This window comes from Aeromonas ichthyocola (assembly GCF_046087985.1).
GTDB lineage: Bacteria > Pseudomonadota > Gammaproteobacteria > Enterobacterales > Aeromonadaceae > Aeromonas > Aeromonas rivipollensis.
In genome coordinates, this window is the sequence record NZ_JBJSWH010000010.1 from 44,823 (window position 1) to 64,771 (window position 19,949).

The following is a 19,949-nucleotide window of genomic DNA, read 5'->3' on the forward strand; positions in this document are numbered from 1 at the left end:
GTGAAAATGGGGCGAGAGCACACTATACAGACAACCTTAGAGCGGCTTGATAAAAAGCCTGCGCTATGGAAAGGGTTAACGATTGATGAGTTGCTAATTGTCACATGTACGGCAATTGCGATCTGTTGTAGCACAAGTGCAGTTATATTTTCAGTGCTTATTAGCGAGGGGCTAATTGGTTTTGTTATTGGGATGATTGTAAGCCTTGGCGTAATCCCCCTTGTAGCAGGGAAGATTGAGTCAGCCAAAAAGAGGCACGGTCCCTTGATGTGGCTCAAGTTAAAACGGTACACCCAAAAACGCGGCTGGATGAAATTTGACGGGATGATGACAGATAAAATCAAGTGGGACACTCGTCTGTCAAAACGAAAAAACATTAACTACATTGGTCCGGTAAGGAAGTAATAATGAACAATGTGTTTGGTCGTAATAAAGGTAGGGCGAGAAATGCATTGGATAGAAGCGATGCCAGAGTTAAGGACTGGCAGCTTATATCAGGAGTTTTACTATTCATTCTGATAGCGCAGATGGTCATAAGTGCGGTCCGTCAGAATGATATTACCGTTCACATTCCACCTGATTTATCGGCCGGCGCACAGTTTGATAGCAACACAATACCTAAGCCCAATGTATACCTTTTCGCAAGTGAAGTTGTTAGGTCAATAAACTATTGGAAAACGAATGGCGACAAGGAAATGCCAGACAATCTGAACCGGTACGCTTGCTATATATCCGAGAATGTGAAAAGCGAACAGATCGCATTGCACGCTCTCCGTGTTAGCGATGGTCAGTCTGCAAATAGAACTCGCCGCTTAAGCGAAATTACAGATCTAAAGGATGTAGAAGGATCAGTGTCTTCAGTTGGTGCAGGTATTTGGGATGTTGATTTAGACTTGCGTCTAATCGAATCGTTAGAGGGAACTCAGGTAAAAGATCACGCTCTTCGTTATCGCGTTCGTGTTGCCGCTGACAATTCTGGATCTGTCTGCAACCCATTCAACATGCGAATCACAGCTATTAATCAACCTCTTCGGATTGAGTTTGAGGGGGGAGAGCAGTGATGAAAATATGTCTCCTTGCATCTAGCTTAGCGCTAGTTATGTCCTGCTCAGCTTTTGCTGTAGAGCCAATAGAATGGCGTAGCAAGCCGATCAAGATCCCACTGCAAGTTGGGGAGCAACGCCTTATACATTTCCCAGACCATGTTGTGTTCGGGCGCCCTCGCTCGCTCGCCGATAAGCTTGATGCGGACAGTATGCAGGGAACCCTATATTTGACAGCCCAAGAAGAGTTTGCTCCGACACAAGTGAAGGTGAAGTTGAATGATTCTGGTGACATTGTGTTACTCGAGCTCGTTGCAGTGCCACGTGCAGGCGCTCCACTCGATGAAGTGTTGATCTCCGTACCAGGGTCTGAGGCCGGAACCGGTGTTGTAGCAGAGGCCGGCTCAGGAACTGGTGCTGACTCGCAGAAGTCGGCTCCTGTTGTTGAAAACCCCCTCGCTGGTACACCATTCGACACATCTGGTGATGCGGCCATTTCTCCAGAGGAAATGATCCAGTTCGCAGCCAGGGAATTTTATGCCCCGCCTCGTTTACGAACCAATGAACCAAGACTGAATCGTACAGCATTAAATAGTGCGGAAGATATGAGAGATCTATTTATCGATACCTCGTATGGTATTTTCGATGTGACTCCAATCGCAGCTTGGCAAAGCACTTCCGGCCAGTATTTAACCGCTATCAAATTGGTTAACCGCAAGTCAGCACCGGTCAAGGTAAACCCATTCCATTTGAATATGCAATATGCGTATGCGGCGGCACAACATATCCAGCTGAATCAGAATAACGTTCCTGGGGACACTACCATGCTTTATGTAATCTCCGATCGCCCCTTCAGTGACTCCAGGTATGAAAGCCCTGCTCCATGGGCTCCTGTGGCGTCATCACAACCTGCTGTGAATCAGAATGGTCGCCTGGGGAGCAATAGATGAGTGGTGTAATGGTAGGGGAAAACCCAATGCTAAAAATCGGCGCTGGCGTTATGTTAGTGGGAGCCATCGTAGTTGGATATACGGCCTTCACCGCTCCAGAGAATAACCATGCTGACACCCTTAAAGCGGAGCAAGGCGAGGGTGAGGGTAAGGTTAAAATTGAACGCAGGCACACACGCCTTGGTGCTGAAGCGGATACCCCGGAAACATCTGTTGAGGCTTTGGCTAAAGCTGTAACAGATTTGAGCACTCGCCTAGTACAGGTGGAAGAAGGGAAGTCCAATTCAAGGAACTCAGCTCTTCCTGTTGCACCGCCCGTGGAGGCCGATAGTCCGACGGTTATAGCTCTGAAGCAAAAAATTGAAGAACTTGAGTCGAAGCTGTCACCCAATGAGAATTCAGAGCCACAGCAGCCGGTGGCGACTGAGACTGTCGTGGACCCTTACCCAGAACGAGCCCAACCCGGGAGAGATTTCGGGTTGGGACAAGATGAAGCGCCTGCAGGTAATGTAAGAAAATCTATTGACTTACCAGCAGTACCTAACCTCTTTAATCCGAATGGCAGCGGATCACAATCTGTTGGCTCTACATCACTACCTGCAGATAGTGACGAGGGTGTGGATTGGATTATTCCCTCTGATGCGCAGCGAGCTACTGATGAACAGACTGGGAAAGACGTACTCAAGTACCCAAAATTTAAAGGCTCCGGGTATCGGAATTTGCACACATCAAGGAATGCAAATTCAAACCTTATGGCACTCTCAGATGATGAGAAGAAGAGTAGCTTGGTTCCTATTTATACAATTCCAGAGAACGCAAGTTTTCTCGGTTCTGTAGGCGCCACTGCGTTAATAGGTCGAGTGCCACTCAATAATCAAGTAACCGATCCATTCCCATTCAAAGTTGTCGTAGGTCAAAAAAACTTGGCCACCAACGGTATCAAGATTCCTAACCTTCAAGGGATGGTTGTCTCTGGATTGGCGAGGGGCGACTACACTCTGAAATGTCTATATGGACAGATTAATAGCGTCACCTACACCTTTATTGATGGGACCATTCGCACGGTTGCTAGCAAAGGTAAGGAAGATGGTGGTGGGTTAGGATATTTAGCTGATTACCAGGGTGTTCCTTGCATATCAGGCAAGTACATTACTAACTTACCGTCATATCTAGCTCAGACAATGGGAATAAACACAATTGCTGGAGCGGCCGAAGCTTTTGCGAATGGGCAAGCGGAGATTACAAAGAATACTGATGGAAGTTCGAGTTCGTCGATTGTCGGCGAAAGTAACAGCATAAACTACATGCTTGGAAAAGGTGTCGGAAAGGGGGTCCAATCTGGTTCGGATGCTCTTGCTGAGCGCCAGCAAGGGGCATATGACGCTGTTTACGTACCTCCTGGAACCAGAGTTGAAATCCATCTGACCAGCCAAATTGACATCGATTACGATAAAAAAGGACGCAAGGTATCCCATGTTCAACCAACGAATCACTACAGTAACAATCGTGGCTTTGATTAACGCCATCCTTGCTGGTTGTGCCAGTAAGGAAGATGTAATTCCTAAATCTGACATCACTGCTGAAATGGTGTTTGAGCAGACCATGGGTGGTGGCGCTGGTGCACGTGATTATCGCATTATGACGACACCTCAGATGGCTGGAGTCCAACCTGACATTGATGTGTATGAATTGCACAACTCACCAAAACCACGTTATCAGGTTCTCCCTAACCCAACGCTTTATATTTTTGTTCCTGCTCACCTAACCGGTAAAGGACGCTCTCCGGTCCCTGCATATATTACAGAAACAAAAATGTTTGAACGTGACGAGTATGCTCTACCTGGTGAACTATATCCGTTAATGGATGTTCGGTATGACCAGAGTAAAGTTGCGGCAGATAATCAGCAATATAAAGATTAAGGTGAACTTGTGAGCATATTTCAGGATATTAAAGATATTTTTATTCCACAAGCTAATAAGTCATCTAATAAGAATAGGCTTCAATACGGCAATGAACGACCCGAAGTTGACCATGAATCCAAAGAAGCTGCTTATGTTGATGAGTCTCGTAAGCCATCCTTTGCTAGAAAGCTTGGGCCGGTCACACAGAAACTGGTTGAGTCACATTATAGACGTAATCCAAATAGCTTTGCCGATAGGCTTTCAATTACCGAATACCTAGAAGAAAGTAAAACCTTTATGCTTGAAGATTGCTATTCTCAAGCAGTAGTATTTGCTGCATCTCCAATTGCAACTGAGGGGCGTTCCAAAGACCAAATTGCAGAGCTTAGGAATACTCTTCAAGCCGCATTCAAGCAAGCATTTGGGATTGCTCACGGAGGTTCTGACTGGGTTCTTCAAATTTATTCATGGAAGGACGATGACTTGTATAGGTATGTCGATGAGATATATTCCTCTATTCATGAAGAAGTTCGTGACACTCAATTCACAGAACAGTTTCTTGATGTTCTCGAGGAGCACTTTCGTGGTGTTAACCAAGAGGAGGGGATCTTTAAAGATGTTCAGGTCACTGGCAAGCAATGGCGTGGCCAAATGCGGCGCACATATTGCGTTATCTACCGACGCTGTTCGAAGTTAGAAATTGAATCGGCAAGTTTCGATCCAATAAATGACATCAACGAGGTTGCAGATCGTTTTTCTCACTTATTGTCATCTTCTGGCGTAAAGATTCGCCGCTTAGATGGCGAGACTGTTTTTCGGTGGCTAACGGATTGGTTTAACCCCAACCCTCCTATTACCAATGGTGATCGTGAAGCCCTATATCGGCTGGTAGGCTACCCTAAGCGTAAAAATGACAAGCCATACGGATTTAATCTGGCTGAGAGTGTTTTATTTTCTGAGCCTATATCTGACCCTGACAATGGGTGTTGGTGGTTTGATGATATGCCACATACATTCATGCGTTTTAAGGGGCTAACTCAGGCTCCGGATATGGGGCAGTTGACTGGTGAGGTTTCCAAGGGTACGGGTAAAAATCAGCGTTCGAGCTGTCTAATGGATTCTGTCCCGGCCGGGGCAATGCTTGTTCAGACAATTATTTTCGTCAGCCCCACGAAAATTGATTCGCACCTCATGAGCTTGAGTTCGGCCCAAAAAGGTGAGACCCAGGAAGCGCAACGAGCCCAGCAGGCTCTTAATGAAGTCGAACTTCAGCGTCAGAACGATCAGGACGTATTCTATGCCTCGCAGGGCGTATACGTTCGCGGAGAAAATTTGGTTGAGCTGCAGGACCGATGCAAGTCGCTAAAAAACAACCTCCTCTCCAACGGAGTCATGGCGCTAGACGCTTCCACAGACCCATTGATCACGGAATCTTACCCGCTTCACCTGCCTGGTTGCTTCCAGCCTGAGCTGGATACGAAGCGCCAGTACATGCAACTCTACTACTCCCAGCATTTAGCCAACATGTGCCCGATCTTTGGGCGCGAGCAGGGAACTGGGAATCCAGGGCTCGTGGTATGGAATCGAGGGGGGGAGCCCCTTACCTTAGACATGTTTGGCAAAGACCGGGTGCGTGCTGCTCATGGTGTGGTTATCGGACCCCAAGGCTCAGGTAAATCAGCCTCGTTGAACTATATGGCTGCCTCTGTGATGGCAGTGCATCGACCGCGGCTATTCATCTTGGATAAAGGTGGGTCGTTTGAGCTGTTGAGTGAATATTTCGCACAGCACGGCCTGACGGTTAACTACATGCGGATCAACAAATCTGCCAAGTTCTCCCTCTGTCCATTCCTCGATGCCGGCGAAGTTGTGAAGCAAATCGAAGAAGCCAAGGCGAAAGCTAAGGCAGCAGTAATGGCTGCGCAGAATGAGACGCCGGCTGAGGAAGTGGACGAAGATGAAGATGATGCACCACGGGATCCCCTTGGTGAAATGGAGCAGTCTCTCTACATCATGGTGACAGGCGGCAACATGGAAGCATTCGCCCGAATCACTCAGCTGGATAAGGCACTTATGCGAGCAGCCATTCTAGCTGCAGGGATTAAGAGTCTTCGTGATGGCAAAAAAACGCTGACTCAGGATGTTCGAGAGGCAATGCTCGACATCGCGGAACGAGAGGTCAAGCTGGAGCCTGACCAGCGGACCCGGTTAAAGGAACTAGCGGCCTCTCTCGAGATGTACTGCACTGGCGAGCTTGATGCTCGAATGTTCAACACCGTTGGCGAGCCCTGGCCTGATGCCGATGTAACAGTGCTTGATGTTGGAGTTTACGGTTCGGATCGGTATCCAGCTCAGCTTGCTCTTGCTTACATTGGCTACATGCAGAGAGTAATTAACAAGGCGGAAGAGACACAAAGCCAACGCCGTGATGTCGTGAACATCGTGGATGAAGCTCACCTCTACACCGGTAACCCCCTTCTTGGGTATCAAATTGCGTTTGCTGTAAAAGTTGCCCGAAAAATTGGGCTTTGGATGTTGTTGGCCACACAGAACGTCGAGGATTTCTCCAAAGGAGATGACATCAAGAAGGTGCTTGGCCTATTCGAGTGGTGGTTCTTGCTGAATATGGAATACAAAGAGGTGGAAGACCTTAGCAAGTACCGAAATCTAACCCCTGAGCAGAAAGTTATGATCTTGAGCTGCTCTAAGCAGCAGCGGGCCTACACAGAGGGTGTTGTGATGGGTAACCCCAAGACCGTTGGCGAGATGCTGGTTCGCCAGGTGCCGCCATCAATATTCTTGACTCTGGCCATGACAGACCCGAACGAAAAGAACGAACGTCGAGCCCTGATGGAACAGTATGGGTTGTCATCCCAGTACCAAGCAGCAGAGATGATGGCCCAAGAACTAAACCGCAAGCGGGGTTTAAAGACCAGGCCTCGCAGCTCTGACGCTGTATGCCGCTCTCAACGCCTACAGGAGGCTTCCTGATGACGCCGGTAAGATGTCCCGCGACCGTCTGGGATAGAGCCAGGCTGAAGCACACAGCCCCCCTGAACCGAGGCCCCGATGCTAGAAACTCTTATCGGCAACCTGCAATTGTTGAGTTCAGCGAAACGGTCCACCCCTTGATGTGCATGGGGAAGGTTGGAAGGGCATGGAGGCGCGGCAGATGATAAGACGTAGCTTGATGGCTTTCACCTTCCTGATCCCGATTTTGAACTCGCAAGCTAAAGCTACTGAAGTTCAGGTTACTCAAGTAGATGTGTTTACCGTGGATGGCCTTCGATATGACGTGGAAAGTGCTCAACTGGCTAAAAAGTTGATAGTACCAGTGCACATCCGACAGATAGATGAAATCTACAAGCTTGAGATGGAATTGAGTGCCGGGCTTCCAGCCTCTGAAGCGGAGGCTGCTGCAATTGCCACCAAACGGTTCGCGAAGCTAAGTAAAATGAGTGTCCTGGAAAAGTATGCGTCTACTGCAGAGTCTTTGACGTTGGCTCGTTCTCTGAATGTAGAGAAGGTACCAGCAGTTGTTTTTAATAAAAAATGGATAGTGTATGGCCTCGATCCTCTACAGGCCTACTCGATCTTTGAAAAGACGCGCAGCCGCGGAGAGTTGAACGGCTCGACAAGGGGGAATGGTGAATAAATTATCTCTAGGCGCGCGGATTGCTATTTCGTGCTTAATGGTCATAAGTGGAAAGTCGATGGCCATAGATGCCAATAGCACTCTTCCTGATGGTGATAAGAAGGTCGAAATCTTCGATCTAATAGCGGACACAATGGACCTTGCATGTGTCGACTACAAAATCAAAGGGGTGTGCTTCTGGCTTCACTGTGCCGGCCCGTATTGTCGGGTCAGAACATCTAGTGTGGTCAGTCATTACAACCCAGATGTCATAGTAGAGACAGTATCAAATAGGGAGGCCTACCCTCTCACCTGGTTGACGAAACCAATGTCACAAGTTACCGATCCACTGGCAAGGGGTCTGAATCACGGTTTCGATGTTGGGACTGGTGTCCGCGGTTCGCCTACTGGTACTGCAACGAATAAGAACTTCTTCGATACGAATGTTTATGGAAACCCAGCCTTGCTCGGTTTCAGGGACATCGTGGGAAGCATGCTAAGTCTGTCGGGATTCTGTAATAGTGATGTCATGCCGTTCAACCCATACTTCGTTTCAACTCTTGATCCGGAATGGCGGATGGGACTTCTGGAAGCTCCTTTATTAGTGCTTCCATCCAACTTCAATCGAAAGATCTTTGCAAAGAGTGGTGATGCACTGAGCGGGACTGTAGGAAGCGCACTCGGCGGGTATGGAGATATAGTTCAGTCGAGTGAACGTTTCGGGTACATATTCCCCAGAATTGGGTCAATCGTTAATCCGAACAGATATATCAGTTCAACGGTAATCGCCCAACGGGCCGCCGATATTGTCACATCATTGAATGCCCACATCTATCAAAAATTACCTGACACTGCTGGTTCTGCGAAAGTGTGGGCTCCAGTCCCACCCCGTGAAGGAGATGCTGAAACGGCCAAATGGCAAAGAAACTATCCACGCGGGAAGACTGAGTGCAAGGCATTCCCAGCAGATTCGAGCGAGGAATTCAAGTACAGTGAAGATGACTTCTCTCCGACCCATAACTACCTCTACACACTTTGGCGACGGTATGAGTGTTGTGCCAGGAGAGGAACTTTCCTATACCGTATTTAACGAAGAGGGCCCACAAGGGGCCTTCTCAATTATTGGGAACCTGAAATAAAGGAGCCTATCGTTACTTGCCAGTCTTTTGTAGACAGTAGGTCGTAAATGTCGGTCAGCATGCGAGTAGAGGAAGTGTGCCGAATCGACATGAATTTTACGATCAGGGCAACGGCATCGGGTTCATCAACAAAAGGGGTAACACGAGTCACAATCATCTCAAGATTACGCGACGCAAGCACCTCATTGCACCCTCGTAACTTGATGTATGCGCCAATAGCAGAAATGACAGCCTCACGGTCCAAGCTGGGTTCAGGGTTCTTCACTTTTTGAATGCACCTCTCTGAACATGCCGCTGCTTAGCCTGGCTATCCCCTGGCTGCTTTTGATTGATCAACGCGACCAGTTCCATCATGCAATACATCCCTTCTACCTGTGCAGATGCTTCGGCCGTATCAAGATCTAGAGCCTGCAATTGCCCCTGGATCGCTTTCGCCATCTCTGGGTAGCTCATGTCCCAATTCATCGGCACTTGGTAATGATCGGCCGCCAATACAAGGTAGCTGAACATTTCATGCCCGGTATCGGCATTCTTCAGATCATCGTAGTAGATAGGCTTTGGAAGCTTGATTTGAGCCATAAAACAACTCCTTCAATTAACTGGGTCCACGTTAACACGGTCTCGAGCCAATGCAACTTCCGGTGTGGCGGATAATCCACGTCCATTTGCGCACCCCATTTCTCTGAGTCAAGCAAGTTAAAATAGGCTGTTTCATGAACTTGGGGATGATGATGCAAAAACGAATTCTATCAGTGGCCTGTCTACTAGCCTTGTTCAGTGGGCCCACTTGGGCTGCACAGTTTGATGAGCGAGCGGTTATAAATCAGCGGATTGGTGGTGGCCGGCCCATCGATGCACCATCATCGACCGAACCATTCAGCAAAGCTTCTGCCGGCTGGAATGTTGATCTGTCGTGTTCTGCTATGAGCTTGAACAGTGAGATGCTTGGTAGCTTCAACTCCGGCGCCTTCAAACAGCTGCAGTCATCACTGGTAGGCCAACTGATGGCTGCAGTGAATCCCACTAGCCTCATCGGGATGGCTATTCAGAGAGCAAATCCTGATGTCTATGACATGTTGATGTCAGGCAGTATGACGGCCACAGATGCTTTCAATGCCAACGTAATGACTTGCCAGGAGATGCAGCAAGGAGTTTTCGATTCATTGCCTGCTGGGGCTCTCAAGAATCTCACGGTGAGTGAGGAATATGCGGAGGCCATCAAGAAGCACGCAAACGGAAACTATCAGCTAAAGGATCTCGTCTTCAAGGATGGCTCGGCCGGGCGGAGTTATGACGACGGCAAGAAGGGCGTTGACTTCGGTGTCGAGAAGAGAGGGATGATTGGTAAACCGATCAAGGTAACAGAACACACTTCATATGCCGGGTTCAACGCGTTGGCTGGACGTGCTGCGACCGATAGCTCCCCCTTGCCTACATCAGCTACTAACGCTATGGGGATGGGGGCCGTATTCAAGTCACCTCGGGAGGCCAACACCTTCATCTCGGATGTTGTGGGTGAAACCAGGATGTATACCGACAGTGACGCTTCACCTCGTGAAGAGGATAGAGGCATCGGTGCAAAAGCCGCATACGCCAAGGAGTTCGATGCAACCAATTCCAAGTTACTGGATCTTGCAAGGCGCCCTAGTTCTAGCATCACTGCCAAGGATCTCGAAAGCGCATCAACATCAAGCATTAAGGTGACCCGGGATCTGTTGCTTGCGATAAAGCAAATCCACCCGACAGAACAAGCTGCCTATGTGGCGGCGCTAGCGACCGATATCTCTATGGCCAACACATATGAAAAACTTCTTCACTCTGTGCGGATCATGGACGCTGGTTTACGGGATGAAAGCGTGACGAACAACGAAGCTGTTCGATCTGAGGCACTCCACAAGAGGGCCCTGCTTATCCAGGAGATGGATCTACTTGAGCGTGAACTTCGCTTCAAGAAAGAGCTCGCCGGCAGTGCTCAGATAGACATTCTGCGTAGAGCAAATATGGAGAACAAGCCTGGTTCGTACAGAACGCCAACAAATGAATTACCTGTTGGCACTGCAAATTAATATTTCCCAGTAGAAAGCAACGGCATATCCGTTGCTTTCTCTATAAATCCCTGGAGCTGAAATGAAAAAATACCTCCTTTTTGTTATATATATACTTGCAGTGCTGCTTTGTTCGATATTTTTGATTCTTCTCGTGGACACGAAGAGCGAGGCTTGGCAACAGTTTTCCCGTTGGGCCACCGTGGCAAAATGGATAATAGTTCCAAGCCTAATAATTGCGCTCCCAAAAATAATAGAGCGTGCAACAAAAAAGGTGCTGACCAAAGAGGGGAAGAAATTTTTGTGGCAAAGTCAAATCCTAATGGCTGTAGCGTTCACTACGGTTGAAATAATGCATGGGGCACTCTGATGATTGTAAATGAGTGGATAGAACCGTACACGCTTATGATGGGTGTGCACTCAATGGGAGTCATCACTGAAATACTTTGCTCCAGTGGATTGGTTTATGCACCATTTTTTTTTGCGATCGTTAAATCAATTGTTGAGGCAATGACTCAGGGCGTGGATGAGGGTAATGCCGGTGAATTAGCGGTGAAATTTCTCCGCAAAGAACTATTGATCATTTTCCCAGTGTTTATTCTCGCCTTCGTTCCAATGGCGAACAGTCAGATGAGATTTGATGTCAACATAAGCAATTATTCTTGCGATGGAGATCAGCGAATCCAGGCGCCTCCAACAACAAATCAGCAAATGATGATGGGTAATTTTCAAGGCGGTTACACCAAAGTACCCGTTTGGTGGCTCGCGGTTCATGACTATGCTTCAACATTCACAAACACAGTTATTGCCAATACTCCTTGTGCTGCTGATTTGCAGATGGCATCTGTTAATATTCAGGCGGCAAATCTTGAGAATAGTTATGACCAGACCATTGCAGATAGTTGGCAACGTGCATGCCTCAGCCCTGCAGTTGGTGATGCAACCCGTAGAGGAAGTCTTGATGACTCTACCTGGGCGGGCTCCCAGTCAATGCGTGAGTTTTATAAGAAGGAGCAAAATACGGTTCTAATAAGCAGGGAGTCCGCGATCGCAGCAGGCTTGCCGGTTGGGCTATCTGAAGGTGGTGAAGTAAGGCTAAATTGCGATGTCGCTTACCAACACATTGAGGCTGCCGCAGTTTCGGCTGCAAGGAACCAGTCGCAAGGGTCTCTAGAAATATTGATTAACGCTTCACAAGACTCAGATACAGAGAAGAAGTTGGCGATGTCGAAGGTAGCCAAAGTGCAACCACAAACAAGCGCCCAACTTACCAATCTATTCGCAGGCGAAACAGATCATTCTGTTGCTCCAGACAGTGCTTCTGGTTACATGAAAGAGATGATCGGATGGTTAGGGACAGCGGTTGGAAATTTGCTAAAGGCGCCGGGCACGATAGTGTTGAAGAATACAACACCGATTCAGATCTGTGTGATGCAGATGACCCTTATTATGGCCACGCCCATCTTGTTGGTATTCTCTGGTTTCAATATAAAAACTGCCCTTGCAATTAGCGCAACATATTTCGGGCTTGAATTCACGTTGGTTTTTGTAAACCTGGCCACCTGGATGGATAATACCCTCAATTTATTCTTCTATTCAAGCATCAACGGTGGGGTTGGGGCGGGCTCTGCAACATTCGTGTCTGGGCTGCAAGAGAGCATCTTGACCAGGGTTGGTTACACCTCTTATGACTTGTTGCCAAAGCTGTGGATGGCACTCATGGCTTATGTAGGCATTAAGGGTGGCAGCCAGATGATAGGAAGTGCCTCTCAAGGAGTGGAGCAGAGCGTAAGCAATGGGCTCAATACAAGCGTTCGCATCCAGCAACAAGCGGGAAGTATGGCAAACTCCGCCGGCAAGTCATTCATGAAGTCAGGCGGAAAATCATCATGATCGCAAACCATTGGGTTGATCCGTACACCCTCTTGATGGGGGTGCATATGATGGATGTTGTAGTTGAAGCATTATGTATAAGTGGCCTAGTCTATGCCCCATTCTTTGTGGCTATAGTCCAGTCTATAGTTGAAGCCATGACCCAAGGGGATGATGAAGGAAATGCCGGTGAGCTAGCGGTTAAATTTCTAAGGAAGCGATTACTCGGCATTTTTACTGTGTTTATTCTGGCCTTTATTCCAGTGGTGGATGTTACAAGTAATATCGCCACACGTCCTGCAAATTCGTGTGTTGATCCTGGTGCGCCAAATCCAACAAACTCAGTAATTAGCATGGTGGGGAATTTCAATAGCTCGAGTACCAAGGCACCAATGTTTTGGGCAGCAGTGCATGACTTTTCCAGTATCACCACAAACGTGGTTATCTCGACAACACCATGCGCTGAGGACATCGCTGCTATAAATTCAAACGTGAATTCCGCAAATTTCACCAACCCACAAGATCGAGAACTAGCCCAACAGTGGGGCAAGAGTTGTCTCGCACCCGCTTCCGGTAAAGTGTCCCAAGGCTCTAAGTTTGATGGAACCTGGTGGATAGGCCATCCTGATTTCATCGCTCAGTACAAGAAAGAAGGGAGTGTGGTTCTCGTTAATAGTGAGGTTGCCTCCGGCCTGGGCCTGGCTGGTGATAACTCGGGCGGCCAAACAATTCTGGGGTGCAATCAAGCCTTCGTTCATTTGATGGGAAGCAGCTTGCAGCGCCTAAATCAAACCGAGGGCTTTCCTGTCATGCTAAAGCAGATGGCGGAGAAGCATAATCTCTCCGAGCAGGAGATCGCATATCGGCTTGCAGGTGAGATGATTGGTAGCACCAAAAGAGCAATTGGCGATGCCTTCCAATTACCAGGCGGAAAAATTGTTGTTGAAGATAGTATGGGTACCAGAACCAACAATGAGGATAGCGAAGTTGCTCAGATGATCGCAGCATTTACAACATCAGTTGCGAATGCTGTCAACGCTCCAGACGCGATCGTGTTTCGTCAGTCTATCCCGATTCAGATGGCCGTTGTGCAAATGATTCTACTAATGGTTATACCCATCATCTTGGTATTTAGAGGCTTCGACATAAAAGTTACTCTGCTGCTTGCGGGTCTCTATTTCGGGGTTGAGTTCACGACTGCCATCGTGTCATTGGCAACCTGGGTGGGCAGTCTGGTTGATGTCATATTTGCGACCGTATCCACGAATGGAACATACGCTCGTGCAGCAGCTCTTCAGCTTTACACGTATTTGCCATTGGTCTGGTTCTTCATCCTGGGGCTGGTTGGCATACAGGTTGTCATGCCTGGGGTTGGATCCCATGGTGCTGACTTTGGTGGAACATCTGGGAACGTCGGCAAACTGGCGTCCATGGCAAAGGGGGGGGCCGGACTAGCCACGAAAGTGGGAGCCTCTTTCATGAAATAACGTTGAAATACCAGAAATGTTAACGGTATAAAAATGGGGCCTTGCGGCCCCATTGTCGTTTCCGTTGGATAGCGGCTTAGTCATCTACCCCATTTCTATGCCAATCGTATTGGTTTTCAAGTTCGGCCTCTGCTCTGTCTGATTCAGACCTCCCCGCATCATGCTCTGCTGAGAATGTGCTTGAGTTTCTCAAGTAAATGGCCGAGAAAATTCCAACAACAATGGTAACGAACGGTACCTTGAATGCCAAAAACAAAACTGTAAAACAGATACCAAACAACGCTGGGTACAGCATGAATTGATCCCCGCTACTTGTTTGCCAATAGAACAAGGCGTACACCCACCAAGCAACCAGAGCAGGCAGGAGAACTGCAGCTATGGACACCCTGCCGCCGAGCATTGGCCAACGTAAACTACGGCAAAATTTAGCAACAGCCACGATACTAAGCAGCATAATGCAGCCGGCCAAGACACTGAACGATAACCCACCATGGCGACTTGTTACCGTGAACAGCCCTGAGACCAATTGAATTTGATTGACGCTGTAGTTAGGCTCTGTGGACTTTGCGAGTTGGTAGACCACATAGGCAATTGCAAGAGGTCCATTAACAGGCATCAAATTGCCAGATTTTCGTTCAACCCAAGTCAAGGCACTTGTGCATATTTGATTGATCACTTTCATCATCCCCCTATCAACGTTGGCAGCTATTTGCAACCGAACAGGTTCGACATACTCCTGGATGAGAAGAAAAAATCTTGATGATCTCACCTTCTTGAGCTCGTCGAGCCAACAAAACAAATTTTGAGATTTCCCTAAAAATATGTTCGTCGCTCCCCAGCTCTATCTCACGCCGGGTTCCCTTGGTTACGACTACTGCTCGATGGATCGGCATTTCTGAACGAGCCGCTAGGACGGATGCCAACAGTTGGACAATGTCAGACTGGTAAACTCGGCCTGTGCGGCTCTTGTACTCAACCATCATGTTTTCACCGTTCGGGGTGGTGATGATGAAGTCAGGTTTCGCAGTGATTCCGTACTTTCTGTTTATGAACAGCTTCGATTTTCGGCCTTGGTCAGCATATATAATCTTGCCCTTAACCCCGAGAGGTGAACTAGTCCTGTGTGACCTGCGCCCAGCCAGGTACAACAGTGCGACAAAGACCACGAAAGCAATAAGAAATGCCATCATCATGCATCCTCATTTCCTGCCACCATCCGGGCAAACGCCAGGACCAGTGAGCTAGCTGCAGTGCGTGCACCCGGAAGGGGTGATAGCAGCTTGATGGTGAATGGTGACAACGCATAGTAGGTCTTGATGAAAATGCGGCCAAGGTGATGATGGCTCAGATTGTTATCTCGCCAATCCCGAAGTTGCTGTGTTACTGCATGGTTTGGCCCCAGTGCATAACTAGCTACGAAGCAGCGTTGGTCCTGTGCTTGTTGTTCTATTGCCGCAGCGGTCAAACGCTCATGACTTGCTGTGCCATAGTCAGCCTTAGCCTGGCTCTGAGCACTCGCAATGACCCCTTGTTCTTGTAGGCTGCTTCCATGTGGACACCATGCCATCTTGCCGATCTTGCTGGCACTCACCAGTTTCTTGTCGTTCATTCCGGCTACCCTCATCTCATTATCTGCGTAAGGACTTACCGCTCCATATTACCGCAACCTGACAGGGTGCAAGCGCAAGGTGGGCGATTGTTGAGAGATCCCTGGTTGGCGGGGAGCGAGGGCCTCACTGGGTTGGGTTACAGAGAACGACACCTGGACCGCATAGTGAAGGCGCTCGTGGATAGTAGTGAACACGCTGGGGGTTGTAAATTTTCCATCAACGTGCGAGATTATAAAGTAATTGCTGCCCTGCAGTAGTAGGCGACCAAGGGGTTAAACAAGTCGCCCTGTCTGTTGACAGATCCCAACGTCCAATTTCCTGTCGTGGGTACATCAAACTGCTTTCTGAGTGGTTTGATGTACCCACGACGTCACAGGAAAAATCATGGACATAACCTTTGCTGGCGAACTTGCCGTTTTCTCTGCCTGCTGCATCGCCGGGTGGCAGATTTCTAAACCTGTGATTGCTGTATGGCGATCCCTAACTTTATCCCACGCCACGAAATCCAATATTCGTTCTTGGTGATTCGCAAGTCCCCTTACCAGGGGCTTGCACACACCATCCCCTCACACATCAGCATCTAGCAGGTTCCCCTGATTCTACATACCCATACTTGGTCGTATCGGCATGATGAATTTCGGGCAACATGCCTGAATAGCTAGTCCGTGTAACCATCTAGCAGCCATTTGGCATCACGTACAAAAATCCAACCAACAGGTTAACTCTTAACTAGGCTCACGCCAGATTTTAAGGTAGGCATTATGGAAACCATCATAGTTTTGGGATTCTTGGCTATTCTCGTTTTCGCCTTTGCCGGCGGAATGAAGGAACAACTGCTCAAAAGCACTGAGGCTGACCAGCGCGAACTGGATGGCCATCGCAAAAAAGCCATGATGGCGGAAGCCGCCACAATGGCTGCAGACATCATCAAAAAAGAGTTTAGTAATGAGTTGTCGGAAGTTCGTTTTAAAACAGCAGTAGAGACCGCTGTTGAGGAACGTCTTCGTGCAGCAGGGGTCGTCGGTGCAACAGCCAAAACAGAGGCCGCGAGACCTGCGAGACCTGCTCAGGCAGAGGCTAGCTGGCGTGCCCAGGCTGCAGGGATGAAAGTACAATCCCAAAGCTCAGATGAAATTGAAGAGGAACAGCTGGCGTACCAGCCTGTTGAATACTCACGGGAACAAGATTTCCCTCAACCACGTCCAATGTGACAAAGAGGCTGCCCAAGGGCAGCCTCTTATCACATTCAGTCATGTGAATCGGTTCAGGAAAGCAAGCTTTTCCTGAGATGGTTTGCCAACTGGCAAAGAGCGATAGGGGTTTTAAGTCGCAGGCGTAAAGCCACCCAACATCAACCACATAGGATTTCGACTATGAGAATGAACAACAAGATAAACGAAGTGAGGCTTGGCGGCTACGTGAGCCATGCCGACATCCGGACTGGTCAATATGGACCGTATGGCCCGGCAACCATCGCAATTGATGACGGTTATCGGGACCCCAAATCTGGACAGTGGGTAGATCGCACCCAGTTCATTCGGGTGGAGCTTTCCGGGGAAAAAACCCCTGCTATCAAGAAGGGGGACTATCTTGAAATTTCAGGGAAGCTTGTCTTTGAATCTTGGGAGCAGGGCGGGGAATCCCGTTCAGGGCTCAAGGTTAAGGTGGCGTGTATCAACGTACACATGCCGGCAGAGGCAATAGCTTGTTTGAAGCAGTCCGGCTTTGCCAATAATCCGCAAGGGCGGCCTCAGCAGAGTAAGCAGCCTCAAAGACCTCAACAAACTTCTCGCCGGCAACAACCTCAACAACCCCAGCAACACTGGGAGGAGCAACCCCAGCAACACTGGGAGGAGCAACCTCAGCAACACTGGGGAAATTCCCAGCAACATCAGGCTAATTCCCAGCAACAGCATGGACACCGGCAGCCGCAATATGACGGTAGTCGTCGCCCCTAACCAACCAGCCTGAAATGGCAACACCAACCAGCCTCGCATTGTCGAGGCTTTTTTTTTGGAGAAATAACATGGCTATTCAAACCGTAGAGAAAATCCTTGATGTCCAGACCGACGAAGTTAAAGACTCGCTTCGAGACCTGTTGTTCCTGGAAGTGATCTGCGCTGGCTACAGTCCGACTACGTTGGATTTCAAGAAGACCATTCGGTTCATCGAGCGCACCCAGCTCAACCCTTTTGATGGGACGATGTTTGCTCGTCGCACCAATCTGGGGATTGAGATCGGGCTTCGTGTAGATGGATGGCTACAGCTTGCAAAACAGGCTGGCGTCAGAGAGATCATCCACACCTACTCCGAAAACGTCCTTACCTTCGCTGAGATGGCCAAGGATGTTCGCGGGCATGAGTGGATAGAGACCACATTGGTAACAGCTGATGGTGGACGGTTTGTGCACCGGGAGTATCTGGCTGAGAACTTCTTCAATACAGAAGCCTGGTGTCACATGCCAAATAGGTCGTTGGGCCACAAATCGACTGCTCAAACGATCCGGTTATTAACTGGCGTTTACGCAGCTGATGAAAGTCAGGCGAGTCTTAGCCCTAAAGATGGGGGCCTTACTGTCGTCGTAGATAGTGGACAGGCCGCCCAGGTCGAAGCAAAGCCAGCGGAAACGCCGGCCGCCCAGGTCGAAGCAAAGCCAGCGGAAACGCCAGCTGCCCAGGTCGAAGCAAAGCCAGCGGAAACGCCAGCTGCCCAGGTCGAAGCGAAGCCAGCGGAAACGCCAGCTGCCCAGGTCGAAGCGAAGCCAGCGGAAACGCCAGCTGCCCAGGTCGAAGCGAAGCTAGCGGAAACGCCAACTGCCCAAGTCGAAGCAAAGCAAGCGGAAACGCCGGCCGTTCAGGTCGAAGTGGAACCAGCGGAAACGCCGGCCGTTCAGGTCGAAGTGGAACCAGCGGAAACGCCGGCCGTCCAGGTCGAAGTGGAGCCAGCGGAAACGCCAGCCGCCCAGATCGGTGCAAAACCAACCACACTAGAGGAAATTATCAAATTCCCATGGGGTGGTTACTTACCTTCCGATCGGTTGCGTGGGGATGTCCGAATCGGCTTTAGCCGGACAGTACAGACAAAGCAATGGGGTGCTCTTCGTGGGTACTTCAAGTCAACCAGAATGAGCGATGATGATCGCGCGTGGGTACTGGCCGCTCTCGATCAGATGGAGGTTGTCACTCATGGGTAAGGATGAAGATCTCGTGGTTCGCCGCGGTTTAAGACCTTTGTAACCTCGGGATGAGGGCCTTTGGCCCTCTTTCTCATTCTCGAAAGAGCGATTCGAAGATAGATGACTATCAGCGAATTGCTTTCGGGCGATCACGCGAATAGGCCTGCAAATCGCGCCAGTGGCCAACACCAACCCGGGCGAAAGCCCATCACCAAGTACCGTAGGGGAGAGGCTGCCCCACGGGTGGCCCTCCTTCTCTATGGAGGGCACCATGATACTTTGGCAACGAGACATGTTTGATTCTGATAAGGATGTGCTATTCATCCCCTCAGAACGGGCAATAAAGCCAAAAAGCTCAACGAAATCTAAAGCTGGTGACAGTGATCCTGTGTCGCTGGTCAACAACAGCGCAATGCCATTACCGTTGCTGTTCCCGGAGCTGTTCCAGGAAGACCAGCCGGATCTGCAAGATATGCCTGAAGAGGGCACGCTTGTTTGGTCCGATGACGGTATAGCAACTCTGTGCGGTGTTGTACTGAATGATGCCATTTATGGGCTGATTTCACCGAAGTGCGGTACTGAATCGAGGGAGTTGGGGATCGAGTGGTTGTTCAAACAAGAACTGACACCCTTCAGCTTTAGACATTGCTGCATCATGTTAGACGTCAGCCCAGAACGTATGCTTGCCGGGATTTTCCGGCAGGTTGTCACTCGGCGGAGCTATCTACGACGGTGTTCAAAACTGAGCCACAAGGAACATGAACTGCTCTTGTGGCTTGAAAAGCAGGGCTGGCTAGATGAGGTTGTCTCGATGGCCATGACGGACGAGGATGACGGTTGGGATTTCAACCCTACAGCCACCTACGCCCATTATGAGCGACAACTCAGCCGGCCAAACAATTACCTATACTAAATAACCTGAAAACCAGGGGGCTTATGGCCCCCTTATTTCACTTATCACGCTGAGTACGTTCACAGATTATTATTCCCGGTCAGCTACACCGAGGAAATAACATATTATTTTCTTTCGTCAGAGGGCAAACCAGCCCTTCCTGAGCCATTTCCTATGGCTGAGGAAGGTCGGGTTGCATT

Annotated in this window: 20 protein-coding genes; 16 read left to right on the top strand and 4 right to left on the bottom strand. The window is 49.1% G+C overall.

Going from position 1 to position 19,949, the window contains the following annotated elements:
- Window positions 1-6: 6 nt before the first annotated feature.
- The 8 genes from ACF2JD_RS21575 to ACF2JD_RS21610 all read left to right on the top strand — a co-directional run bounded on the left by ACF2JD_RS21575 (window position 7) and on the right by ACF2JD_RS21610 (window position 8,619).
- Window positions 7-405: a DUF3487 family protein gene (locus tag ACF2JD_RS21575; RefSeq protein ID WP_103828359.1), complete on the top strand. Its 399-nt coding sequence runs from the start codon at window positions 7-9 to the stop codon at window positions 403-405.
- Window positions 406-407: 2 nt separating this feature from the next.
- Entirely contained in the window at window positions 408-1,061 is a 654-nt protein-coding gene (locus tag ACF2JD_RS21580; RefSeq protein WP_103828358.1) for a DUF2895 family protein, read from the top strand.
- Complete coding sequence (locus tag ACF2JD_RS21585; RefSeq protein WP_103828357.1) at window positions 1,061-1,993, top strand: TIGR03749 family integrating conjugative element protein; 933 nt, start codon at window positions 1,061-1,063, stop codon at window positions 1,991-1,993. Before ACF2JD_RS21580 ends, ACF2JD_RS21585 begins: the two co-directional genes overlap by 1 nt.
- Window positions 1,990-3,513 (top strand): TIGR03752 family integrating conjugative element protein, encoded by a 1,524-nt coding sequence (locus ACF2JD_RS21590; RefSeq protein WP_134695603.1) that lies wholly within the window; start codon window positions 1,990-1,992, stop codon window positions 3,511-3,513. Before ACF2JD_RS21585 ends, ACF2JD_RS21590 begins: the two co-directional genes overlap by 4 nt.
- Window positions 3,467-3,913 carry a hypothetical protein gene (locus ACF2JD_RS21595; RefSeq protein ID WP_134695604.1) on the top strand — a complete coding sequence of 149 codons (447 nt, stop codon included), beginning with the start codon at window positions 3,467-3,469 and terminating at the stop codon, window positions 3,911-3,913. The genes ACF2JD_RS21590 and ACF2JD_RS21595 overlap by 47 nt, the downstream gene beginning before the upstream one ends.
- A 9-nt stretch (window positions 3,914-3,922) precedes the next feature.
- Window positions 3,923-6,886 (top strand): conjugative transfer ATPase, encoded by a 2,964-nt coding sequence (locus ACF2JD_RS21600; protein ID WP_103828355.1) that lies wholly within the window; start codon window positions 3,923-3,925, stop codon window positions 6,884-6,886.
- A 181-nt stretch (window positions 6,887-7,067) separates the two neighbouring features.
- Complete coding sequence (locus ACF2JD_RS21605) at window positions 7,068-7,550, top strand: DUF1525 domain-containing protein (protein WP_158656471.1); 483 nt, start codon at window positions 7,068-7,070, stop codon at window positions 7,548-7,550.
- A 58-nt stretch (window positions 7,551-7,608) separates the two neighbouring features.
- Window positions 7,609-8,619: a TIGR03756 family integrating conjugative element protein gene (locus ACF2JD_RS21610; protein ID WP_158656472.1), complete on the top strand. Its 1,011-nt coding sequence runs from the start codon at window positions 7,609-7,611 to the stop codon at window positions 8,617-8,619.
- A gap of 310 nt (window positions 8,620-8,929) precedes the next feature.
- Here ACF2JD_RS21610 and ACF2JD_RS21615 read toward each other — a convergent pair whose 3' ends face one another.
- On the bottom strand, window positions 8,930-9,247 hold the full coding sequence (locus ACF2JD_RS21615) for a hypothetical protein (RefSeq protein WP_103828352.1): 318 nt from the start codon (window positions 9,245-9,247) through the stop codon (window positions 8,930-8,932).
- Window positions 9,248-9,393: 146 nt separating this feature from the next.
- Between ACF2JD_RS21615 and ACF2JD_RS21620 the strand changes: the two genes are divergently transcribed.
- The 4 genes from ACF2JD_RS21620 to ACF2JD_RS21635 all read left to right on the top strand — a co-directional run bounded on the left by ACF2JD_RS21620 (window position 9,394) and on the right by ACF2JD_RS21635 (window position 14,072).
- Complete coding sequence (locus tag ACF2JD_RS21620) at window positions 9,394-10,734, top strand: hypothetical protein (RefSeq protein ID WP_128343567.1); 1,341 nt, start codon at window positions 9,394-9,396, stop codon at window positions 10,732-10,734.
- A gap of 61 nt (window positions 10,735-10,795) precedes the next feature.
- A complete protein-coding gene (locus tag ACF2JD_RS21625) occupies window positions 10,796-11,083 on the top strand; it encodes a hypothetical protein (protein ID WP_103828350.1) in 288 nt (95 codons plus the stop codon).
- Window positions 11,083-12,606, top strand: coding sequence for a conjugal transfer protein TraG N-terminal domain-containing protein (locus ACF2JD_RS21630; protein ID WP_103828349.1), 1,524 nt, complete (start codon window positions 11,083-11,085; stop codon window positions 12,604-12,606). Before ACF2JD_RS21625 ends, ACF2JD_RS21630 begins: the two co-directional genes overlap by 1 nt.
- 47 nt (window positions 12,607-12,653) lie before the next feature.
- Window positions 12,654-14,072 carry a conjugal transfer protein TraG N-terminal domain-containing protein gene (locus ACF2JD_RS21635; protein ID WP_158656473.1) on the top strand — a complete coding sequence of 473 codons (1,419 nt, stop codon included), beginning with the start codon at window positions 12,654-12,656 and terminating at the stop codon, window positions 14,070-14,072.
- A gap of 76 nt (window positions 14,073-14,148) precedes the next feature.
- Here ACF2JD_RS21635 and ACF2JD_RS21640 read toward each other — a convergent pair whose 3' ends face one another.
- The 3 genes from ACF2JD_RS21640 to ACF2JD_RS21650 are packed head-to-tail and all read right to left on the bottom strand — an operon-like array spanning window position 14,149 to window position 15,681.
- Window positions 14,149-14,757, bottom strand: coding sequence for a hypothetical protein (locus tag ACF2JD_RS21640; protein ID WP_103828347.1), 609 nt, complete (start codon window positions 14,755-14,757; stop codon window positions 14,149-14,151).
- A gap of 7 nt (window positions 14,758-14,764) precedes the next feature.
- Complete coding sequence (locus ACF2JD_RS21645; RefSeq protein ID WP_103828346.1) at window positions 14,765-15,265, bottom strand: CRISPR-associated protein Cas4; 501 nt, start codon at window positions 15,263-15,265, stop codon at window positions 14,765-14,767.
- Entirely contained in the window at window positions 15,262-15,681 is a 420-nt protein-coding gene (locus ACF2JD_RS21650) for a CFI-box-CTERM domain-containing protein (protein WP_103850987.1), read from the bottom strand. The genes ACF2JD_RS21645 and ACF2JD_RS21650 overlap by 4 nt, the downstream gene beginning before the upstream one ends.
- Before the next feature lie 762 nt (window positions 15,682-16,443).
- Between ACF2JD_RS21650 and ACF2JD_RS21655 the strand changes: the two genes are divergently transcribed.
- From ACF2JD_RS21655 to ACF2JD_RS21670, 4 genes are all read left to right on the top strand, one after another.
- Complete coding sequence (locus ACF2JD_RS21655; RefSeq protein ID WP_103828344.1) at window positions 16,444-16,893, top strand: hypothetical protein; 450 nt, start codon at window positions 16,444-16,446, stop codon at window positions 16,891-16,893.
- A gap of 162 nt (window positions 16,894-17,055) precedes the next feature.
- Window positions 17,056-17,640 carry a single-stranded DNA-binding protein gene (locus ACF2JD_RS21660; RefSeq protein WP_128343576.1) on the top strand — a complete coding sequence of 195 codons (585 nt, stop codon included), beginning with the start codon at window positions 17,056-17,058 and terminating at the stop codon, window positions 17,638-17,640.
- A gap of 68 nt (window positions 17,641-17,708) precedes the next feature.
- The gene (locus tag ACF2JD_RS21665) at window positions 17,709-18,875 is read left to right on the top strand and encodes a hypothetical protein (protein ID WP_209279879.1); all 1,167 of its coding nucleotides are present in this window, start codon (window positions 17,709-17,711) and stop codon (window positions 18,873-18,875) included.
- Window positions 18,876-19,128: 253 nt separating this feature from the next.
- Window positions 19,129-19,770 carry a hypothetical protein gene (locus tag ACF2JD_RS21670; RefSeq protein ID WP_103828342.1) on the top strand — a complete coding sequence of 214 codons (642 nt, stop codon included), beginning with the start codon at window positions 19,129-19,131 and terminating at the stop codon, window positions 19,768-19,770.
- Window positions 19,771-19,949: the final 179 nt, after the last annotated feature.